The sequence below is a fragment of the Limosilactobacillus sp. genome, assembly GCF_041859915.1.
Lineage (GTDB): Bacteria > Bacillota > Bacilli > Lactobacillales > Lactobacillaceae > Limosilactobacillus.
On sequence record NZ_JBFLGB010000074.1, the window covers coordinates 1 to 8,057 of the forward strand.

Below are 8,057 nucleotides of genomic sequence, written 5' to 3' on the forward strand. Positions count from 1 at the left end.
CTCGAGCGTCTGGCATTAAGACATTATAACCAAGTCGGTGAAAAAGTGCGGCATAAGCACCCATTTTATCCTTATTGTTCATGTAGCCGTGCAAAATAATGACGGTCTTGTTCGATCTTTGGTGAGGAATATAATTTGCACTCAGGTATGGCCGCAGGTTAGTAACCCGAGCACGAACGGACTTAATACCCTTGGATTCAATCTTATCCTTGGCAACATGAAGGGCCTTAGTAACCACGCTCAGGTCAACATCCAGCATCAAAGTACCATGGGAGAAGGTCTTCCCGTTCCGTGAGTACATGGCGTTGCCGGAGAACTTCTTGCCATCAATCGTAATATCATTTCGGCCACTGACTTCAGCATCAGTTGCTCCCATCTTGTGCAGGACATCAACGATTGGCTGAGTAAAGGACTTGAAATCACCGAATTCTTCGCTATCACTTGGTACCACAAAACTGAAGCACAGATTTCCTAAGTCTTGGTAAACAGCACCACCGCCAGATAGCCGCCGGGTTACGCGAATATGATGTTCCTTAACGTAGTCCTGGTTGATTTCTTCTTGGGTATTTTGGTTCCGGCCAACAATGATACATGGTTTCTCATAGTAAAACAGTACCAATGGCTCATTGCCAAAGTCTTTGTCATTCATCAAATATTGCTCAGTTGCTAAATTCATCCCAATATTGTGGGAAGTCATTGAAACATAACGCATAGCGCGTAACCCCTTTTCCTCAAATCATCCTAAATGAAGACAAAATTATCATTTAGTTTTCAAGTGTATTGTAACCATCTTCGGAAACGTTTTCAACAAATTCTACTTAAAATGATCAATAATTATGTCAAAATAAACCAAAAAAACTTATAATATAGGTAAACATTCGCAAAATTAAAGGAGTTTTGATCATGACAAACGACTTCCAATACCATAACATTGTTGCTGCCGTCGATGGTTCTCAAGCTACCCAACAGGTGGTTGCCGCCGCTATCAATGTGGCTTTGCGTAATAACGCCCACCTCGACATCTTAAATATCGCTCAAGTCGATCAGGTCGCCGATGGTTTTAGTAATGCCGTCCTCAGTGACCAGGAAACATATGACGCCGTTCATACCGCTGAAGAACGGTTAAATGATTTGAAAGCTCAGGCAGAAAAAGCTGGTGTCAAAGAAGTCGCCATTCATATTCGATTTGGTAATCCTAAGCGGGTCATTGCTCGTGAATTCCCAGCTGACCACCACAATGACTTAATTGTGATCGGCACGACTGGCCTTTCGGGGATGGAACGATTTGTTATCGGCTCGGTTACCAATTATGTTAACCGCAACGCTCGGTGTGACGTCATGGTGGTCCAAATCAAGAATACACAAAAGGCAAAGTAACTGATTCATAGAAGGAAGATTAGCGAACATGAAGCAAATTGTTGCCGGAATTGTGGCCCATGTCGATGCCGGTAAAACGACCCTTGCGGAGGCCCTGCTTTATAAAACCGGGGCACTACGCAAACTAGGCCGCGTTGACAAAGGAAATGCCTTCCTCGATCCTGACCAACTCGAAAAGCAGCGTGGTATCACCATCTTTTCCCACGTGGCAAAGTTTAATTATCACGATTTGGCAATTACTCTCCTTGATACCCCTGGTCATATTGACTTTGTGGCGCAAACTGAGCAAGTGCTTCAAGTCCTGGACTACGCCATTCTCGTGGTCGATGCTACTGAAAGCCTAAATGGTAGCACCACCGCCCTCTGGCAACTCCTTAAACATTATCAAGTACCTACTTTCATTTTTATTAACAAGGTTGACAACGTGGGTGCCAATCCGCAAGCAGTAATTGGCCAATTACAAAAACGTTTTTCAGCGGGGTGTTTACCATTTACCAGTTCACTTTCTACTACCACCATCGAGAATATTGCTAGTCAAGATGATGACGCCTTAGAAGAATACCTCAATACTAATCATTTAAAAGTCGCGACAATTCAACGATTAATTAAGCAACGCAAAGTGACTCCTTGTTATTGTGGCTCTGCCCTTAAGTTAACCGGTATTGATGATTTCCTAGCCGGGCTCCAACAATGGACGCAAGCATTCACCCCTAAGCAGAAGTTTAGTGCCCGGGTATTCAAAATTTCTCACGACGGTAATGAACGCTTAACCTGGGTCCGGGTTACTGGTGGACAACTGCAAGCTAAAGCAGAATTGCTTCCTCAACAAAAGGCTAACCAATTACGAGATTACAACGGGCGGAAATTTACCATCAAACAAGCTGTCTCGGCTGGTAACGTTTGTGCCATCACCGGATTGACAACTACCTTTGTGGGACAAGGCCTTGGTGATACGTCCAACCAGCAACCGCCTCAATTTCAACCGGTATTAACTTATGCCGTGGATCCCAATGGTAATGATATCCACCATTGTCTAACGTCCCTCCGCCAGCTCGCTGATGAGGATCCCCAACTCCAGGTTAAGTGGTCACCCCACTTGCAAGAAATTCACGTTAATTTGATGGGAACCGTTCAGCTAGAAGTCCTTCAACAATTGCTGGCTCAGCGTTTCAATTTGCAGTTGCATTTTGACCAGGGGCAGATTCTCTACCAGGAAACCACCACTGGTTCGGTTGAAGGAGTTGGTCACTTCGAACCGCTCCGTCATTATGCCGAAGTTCACCTTTTATTAGAGCCCGGCCAAGTGGGCAGCGGCTTACAATTCGCCAATGTTTGCCGGACTGATGTTCTTAACCATAACTGGCAAAATCAGGTCATGACTAGTCTTCGTGCTAAGGAGCATTTAGGGGTCCTTATCGGGGCTCCCTTAACCGACGTCAAGATCACCCTTATCGGTGGCAAAGGCAATATTGTACATTCCGTCGGCGGTGATTTCCGCGAGGCCACCTGGCGGGCGGTTCGGCAAGGGCTGATGGAATTAAAACAACAAAATCAATGTCAATTATTAGAACCGTGGTACCAGTTCCGGCTTACGATCCCGCAAAGTTCAGTTGGTCGAGCTATCAACGATATTCAACAGATGCACGGTACTTTTAACTTAGCCGCCGAATCTTCTCTAACTACTATTACTGGTCAAGCACCGGTTGCCACAATGCGTGACTACCAGCAGACTGTTCGCAACTATACTCACGGTCAGGGACAGCTTGAATGCGTTGTCGCCGGTTATCAACCATGCCACAACGCTTCTACAGTAATTGCTAATCATCACTATGACCCCGTGGCCGACCTTGATAACACACCTGATTCGGTTTTTTGTGCTCACGGAGCTGGCTACCCCGTTCGCTGGAACCGTTTGCCAGAAATGGCACGTTTCCCTTACCAAAAAAAGTAAAAAAATCCTACCAAGTCTGAAAAAGCTTCAGGACTTGGTAGGATTTTTTATTCTACAAACAACTTAGCTAATTGATGTAATACTGCCTGCTCATTATTAGTACCAATTACCTGGGTAGCAGCAGCTTGAACATTAGTTGGCGCGTTGCCCATCGCATAACTAATTCCGGCTAAATTAAACATTTCGAGGTCGTTTTCACCATCCCCAAAGACAGCTAATTCTTGGGGAGCAAGTTGCCAACGATCCAATAAGAGTTTAAGACCATAAGACTTATCTAATCCTGGGATAATTAAGTCAATTACCCCGTAACCACTCGCCGTTGCCCGAATAACACCAGCAAAGCGGGTATCAATGTCATGAGCAATTGCCCGCATTTGGTTGCCAGGAACCCCCAAAGCAAATTTGAAAATAAGGTCATCATGGATATCCGTAAAGTCATTAATTTCCCGACAACGAGCGTAAAATTGATGCATTTCTTGCTTAAAAGCTTGTGGCGCCGTACTCATAACATAAGCGGAATGACGGCCACAAATCACGTAATTAACCCCTGATAGGTAGTCAACATATTGCCAAATATCATAAGCATTTTTTCTAGTCAGGCGCCCACAGTGAACTTCAACTCCACGATCGATAGTCAAAGCACCGTTCTCAGCCACAAAGGCCAGTTGATCAGCAACCTTCGGAAAGAGTGAACGTAGAAAATAATATTGGTCACCGCTCGCCACGATCAGCCTTACATTTTGCTTTACTAATGCTTGATAAACCTGGTGAAATAATCGGTGGTCATAACCACGCTGGTTGGTCAAAAAAGTACCATCAATATCGGTGGCAACTGCACGAATTGTCATTTTATTCCTCCTCAATCTTTAACAACAAGCCATAGAGCGCACCCAATAGGTTAGCCTCATTGCCAAAGTGGGCGGCCATGATTTCCGGCATTTGAATATCATCATGTAAACGCCGATCATGGGCCTGCAACTGCTGGAACTGATGACGAATCTCGGTAATTAACACCGGTTGGGCACTAATTCCACCGCCAATCAACACCCGTTCCAGGTCAAGCACTGCTTGCAAATTAATAATTAGGATAGCTACCCGGCGGCAAAATTCGGTAAAAGCCTGCCAAGCGGCCGGATTGTGACGATTAATCTCCTTAAAAGCGCGGCGACCGTCCTTAGGGTTTGCTAGGTAACAAGCTTGTGAGACCGCCATGACCATTTTGACGGCAGAAGTATTAGCCCCGACCGTTGCTTGATGAGGATCAGCTGAAGCAGCATCGTTAATAATAGCGCTTAATTCTCCTGCCCGAAAATGAGGGCCGTGCAAAAGCCGGCCATTGATCACCAGACCACCACCGACCGAAGTTCCTAGAGTGATTACAGCACCATTCCTAATACCATTCAAATTTCCTAACCACATCTCTGCCAGCGTAGCACAATTAGCATCATTCCCAACATAGACCGGCTTCTTTGCATGAGACCGTAAATAATTAGCTAAGGGGAAATCACCCATAAAGCCGAGTGCACCAGTAAAATGAACGCCACCATTTGTCGGATTAACGATTCCGGGAACACTAACACAAAGCGCAGCGGCACCGGGCTGGCGATCAACAATTGTGATCAAAGCTCGTAAGAAAGCAGCTTTACCTTGCGGCGTACTTATCCGTCCCTTAGCAATGATGTTACCCGAATGGTCAATAATTGCGCTCTTAATTGCCGTTCCTCCCACATCAATACTCAAGTATCGGCGTTGCATTTGCCCACCTTCCTCGCGATTAATATCTGTTAATTATTATACACCACGCTGGGACCATAACCGTTGAGCCAGTAAGCCAACCACTAACCCAATTACGGCAAAAGGCAACCACCCCATGCCAAGATCATATAACGGTAGATTGTGTTGAGCAAAGTCAATCATAATTTGGCTCAATTTCAGCTTTCGTAGTACCGGGGGGAAGGCATTCACCATATCAAAGCAAGCCGGTATAACGGTAAAAAGCAATGTTATTCGATAGACGATTGGGCTTTGTCCAATAAGGGGTGCACCCATTCCCAGGCCGATCAGGGCAATTGCAAGGGGATAAAGCACCATTAATAGTGGCGTAGACCAAGTTACAATTTGGTCAAGGCCCAAATTAGCAATAGCAAAAGACAGCAAACAATTTAACCGCAAAAAGGTCTGATAAGAAACTCGTGGAAAACGATCATGCAGATCTTGTGAAAAGGCAATTACCAATCCTAATGCCGTGGTCATACAAGTAATGGTGGCTAGAGTTAAAAGCAATGCATTGCCAAAATTACCAAGGTAGTAATGAGCTACTTGGTTAAGGGTTGTCCCACCGTTAGCCGCAATTGCAAAGCGATGGCGGCTGGTGGTTCCTAGGTAAATCAGGCCCAGATACATTAACCCTACTCCCAAGATGCCAACCACTCCGCCCTTCGCCGTGGCTAACGAAACTCGCTGACCGTTAAAGCCAAGCTGCCGAACCGCCGCGATAATCGTAACCCCAAAGATTAACATGGCCAGTGCATCCATCGTATTGTATCCTTGGAGAAAGCCACTGGAAAAGGCATGCTGAACATAGGCAGCACTCGGTCGTGGTGTGGACAGTTTCCCCATTGGGCGCAGGAAGGCCAAGAAAAAGATTATGAAAAGCATAACTAGGAAAACGGGATTAAGCACCTTACCAATAATTTGTGTAACCTTACCTTTACGAGTAGCAAAAAAGTATACCAAAAGAAAAAAAGCACCCGTATATAAAGCCAATCCCCATGGTTGCATTTCATGACTCAGGTAGGGCGCAACCCCAATTGCGTAAGGAACTGTTGCCGAACGCGGTGTTGCACAAAGTGGTCCAATTGTAACGTGAACCAATAGTAAAAAGAGCAGGGCAAACCAAGGGCCCACTGGTAGGGCAAGCTCAAAAAGGCCCCGTGACCGGGTAATACTAATTGCTAGCAAAGCAAAGAGCGGCAGAAAAACTCCTGAGAGAATGAAACCACTAGCTGCTACCAACCAGTGCTGACCAGCCAACTGACCCAGGTGAACTGGGAAAACCAAATTACCGGCCCCAAAAATCATGCCAAAAATGAGAGAACCAATGATCAAATAAGTCTTACTCACCGTACCAAATTTTTTCATGTAACAACTCATCCCAATCGTTGTGATCTAATCGACTTATTATATCATAACGGTTAATTCAAACATCATTTCACAGCAGCATTCACTCAAGTGACGTTTTTTTCAGTAAGCGTTATAAGATCAGCCTAATTACGCCACAGGAATGACAGTCAACAAGTAAAAAGATTATTATTAATAATAATTAATTAGACGGGGGCACTTAACCAATGAATGTTTTTATTCTCGAAGATCGCTGGATCGAGCAACAATATCTAGAAAAAGTAATTCGCCTACTTGCTGATAAATTATCTATTTCGAAATTAAATATCACTGCATGGTCATCCATACAGGATTTAAAACTACCCGCACCGAATATCCATAACGTTTTCTTGTTAGACCTGGAAATTAACGGTGATAAAAAAGCCGGCTTCAAGGTAAGCCAGCTTATTCGTCAACAAGATGTCTTGGCAACTATCATCTTCATCACTGTCCACGATGAATTCCTACCAACAACGTACAATTATCGTACCGAAGCCCTCGACTTTATCGCCAAAGATCAAGACGATATTGTCAAAAAATTACAAGTAGATTTTCAAGCTATCCTCAAAAAAATCAATCGTGGTCCCCAACCACAGTTAGTTATTAAAACTGCCGCTGGTTATCTGCGAATCAATGCAACTGATATTCTCTACCTCGAACCGAATCCCATTAATTCACACCAATCTCTTCTCCATACTGTTAATAATCAAGTCATCACCGTTACTGGAACGTTAAACGAGCTCGAGGACCAGTTTCATTCTCTCTTCCGGGCCCATCGTCACTATTTAATTAACCCAGCCCGGGTTGTTTCTATCAACCTCAGTGCTCACACTTTTCAACTAAAGGGTAGTCCATACTCTTACTCATTCTCACGACTGCGCACCAAGAAATTGTTAAGTTATCTTAAGCAGCTCAATCAGCCATTTCAAATCATTTAGTGACCCCGCCACTAAGGTTCAACCAACGGAAATAACGAACCTGGGGATTACCCACTACATGACAAGTCCCACTATACGTTAATCTTCCTTTCTTTGAAGGATAGGTTAGTACAATTCTTGAAGGGGTAAAAATAGTAAAGATTCCCCGAGTCCGGTTATCAGCATAAGCAACTCGAGGAGCATTATGGTAGTCATCATGTGGACTAAGACGACTAACTGAAGCAGCCGTTCCATGGATACCATTGACACCAAAATGACGCTGATCACCAATGAGGTAAAATTGACGAACCAGACGGTGGTGGTAGTCAAGTAATTCTATTCGTTGCGGAGCAGCATTGAGAAAGGTCGCATAAGATAAGATTTGGTTATGTTGGATAATCACGCCTACTAGAATTGTTGCTACGATAACACTAAAAGTAATAATAATTGCCAGGAACCGTTTCGACAATCGATGCGGGGTCCGGCTTTTTAACTTGGTTGTTGGTAGCGGTGCACCACAGTTACTACAACGCGTATTACCTACTAAGTTTAACTTGCCACATTGGGGACAAGTCACACTAAGATTATGGTTCATTTTAATTAATCCTTTTAATAAAATTGTATAATTACAGTATACAACGTTTAATTAAGGA

At 44.2% G+C, this 8,057-nt stretch carries 8 protein-coding genes; 3 read left to right on the forward strand and 5 right to left on the reverse strand.

Features of this window, described 5'->3' with window-relative positions; genetic code table 11:
• Positions 1 to 712, reverse strand: a 712-nt coding sequence (locus tag ACEYV4_RS08430; RefSeq protein ID WP_373842859.1) for a lipoate--protein ligase, incomplete at its 3' end; no start/stop codon positions are given.
• 191 nt (positions 713 to 903) lie between these two features.
• Here ACEYV4_RS08430 and ACEYV4_RS08435 point away from each other — a divergent pair.
• Complete coding sequence (locus ACEYV4_RS08435; RefSeq protein WP_373842860.1) at positions 904 to 1,377, forward strand: universal stress protein; 474 nt, start codon at positions 904 to 906, stop codon at positions 1,375 to 1,377.
• A 28-nt stretch (positions 1,378 to 1,405) separates the two neighbouring features.
• A complete protein-coding gene (locus ACEYV4_RS08440; RefSeq protein ID WP_373842861.1) occupies positions 1,406 to 3,328 on the forward strand; it encodes a GTP-binding protein in 1,923 nt (640 codons plus the stop codon).
• Between the two features lie 47 nt (positions 3,329 to 3,375).
• Here ACEYV4_RS08440 and ACEYV4_RS08445 read toward each other — a convergent pair whose 3' ends face one another.
• Genes ACEYV4_RS08445 through brnQ form a run of 3 tightly spaced genes read right to left on the reverse strand, consistent with a single transcriptional unit; the run spans position 3,376 to position 6,469 of the window.
• Entirely contained in the window at positions 3,376 to 4,176 is an 801-nt protein-coding gene (locus ACEYV4_RS08445; protein WP_373842862.1) for a Cof-type HAD-IIB family hydrolase, read from the reverse strand.
• Between the two features lies 1 nt (position 4,177).
• Positions 4,178 to 5,083: an ROK family protein gene (locus tag ACEYV4_RS08450; protein ID WP_373842863.1), complete on the reverse strand. Its 906-nt coding sequence runs from the start codon at positions 5,081 to 5,083 to the stop codon at positions 4,178 to 4,180.
• A 36-nt stretch (positions 5,084 to 5,119) separates the two neighbouring features.
• A complete protein-coding gene (brnQ, locus tag ACEYV4_RS08455; protein ID WP_373842864.1) occupies positions 5,120 to 6,469 on the reverse strand; it encodes a branched-chain amino acid transport system II carrier protein in 1,350 nt (449 codons plus the stop codon).
• A 206-nt stretch (positions 6,470 to 6,675) separates the two neighbouring features.
• Between brnQ and ACEYV4_RS08460 the strand changes: the two genes are divergently transcribed.
• A complete protein-coding gene (locus tag ACEYV4_RS08460) occupies positions 6,676 to 7,425 on the forward strand; it encodes a DNA-binding response regulator (RefSeq protein WP_373842865.1) in 750 nt (249 codons plus the stop codon).
• On the opposite strand, the gene ACEYV4_RS08465 is transcribed toward ACEYV4_RS08460, so the two are convergent.
• Positions 7,418 to 7,999: a hypothetical protein gene (locus ACEYV4_RS08465; RefSeq protein WP_373842866.1), complete on the reverse strand. Its 582-nt coding sequence runs from the start codon at positions 7,997 to 7,999 to the stop codon at positions 7,418 to 7,420. The two genes, ACEYV4_RS08460 and ACEYV4_RS08465, sit on opposite strands and share 8 nt — an antisense overlap.
• Positions 8,000 to 8,057: the final 58 nt, after the last annotated feature.